Below are 562 nucleotides of genomic sequence, written 5' to 3'. Positions count from 1 at the left end.
CAACTGGTACCTGCATACCGTTTAAGCGGTTGCTGCAAAAAAGAACGCCGCAGGCCATAAGCTCTGCGTCAGGTTGCGCAGGCGGTGCATCATCCATTCGGCTTTCTGCTGGCGTGGAACAAGACCGAGATCATCAGCCAGTGCCTGGGGGTGAAGAACGAGTCCGACGCCGACCGCGAAAACCGCATTCGCCAGTTCGAGGATTTCTTCAACGTGTCGGGCATGGGCACGCCGGATGACCTGGTGGAATTTCGCGAGGCCCAGCGGGGTTTCCAGGGCCGCCTGGAGCGCTGGAGCGATATCTCGCGCGGCAGCCATCGCTGGGAAACCGGGCCGACGCCCAACAGCGAAGCCATTGGCATCCAGCCCGCCATGACCGGCACCGAATTCACCCACGAAGGCCTGTACGTCAACCAGCACCGCAACTGGCAGCAGTTCCTGCTCGACGGCCTGGACCAGCAAGCGCTGAAACTGCGGGAGGTGAAGTGATGAATGCCCAGTTGCAGTACCAGATCGAGCAATTCTTCTACCGCAAATCCGAACTGTGCGACGCCCAGGACTG

The 562-nt window shown here is 60.5% G+C and carries 1 protein-coding gene; it reads left to right on the top strand.

Features of this window, described 5'->3' with window-relative positions; translation table 11 throughout:
• Positions 1-84: 84 nt before the first annotated feature.
• Positions 85-489, top strand: a complete 405-nt coding sequence (locus tag AC0L20_RS39705) for an SRPBCC family protein (RefSeq protein ID WP_473295620.1) — start codon at positions 85-87, stop codon at positions 487-489.
• Positions 490-562: the final 73 nt, after the last annotated feature.

Source organism: Bradyrhizobium sp. Kon58 (assembly GCF_055807455.1).
This window is presented reverse-complemented; position numbering and strand designations above follow the sequence as displayed.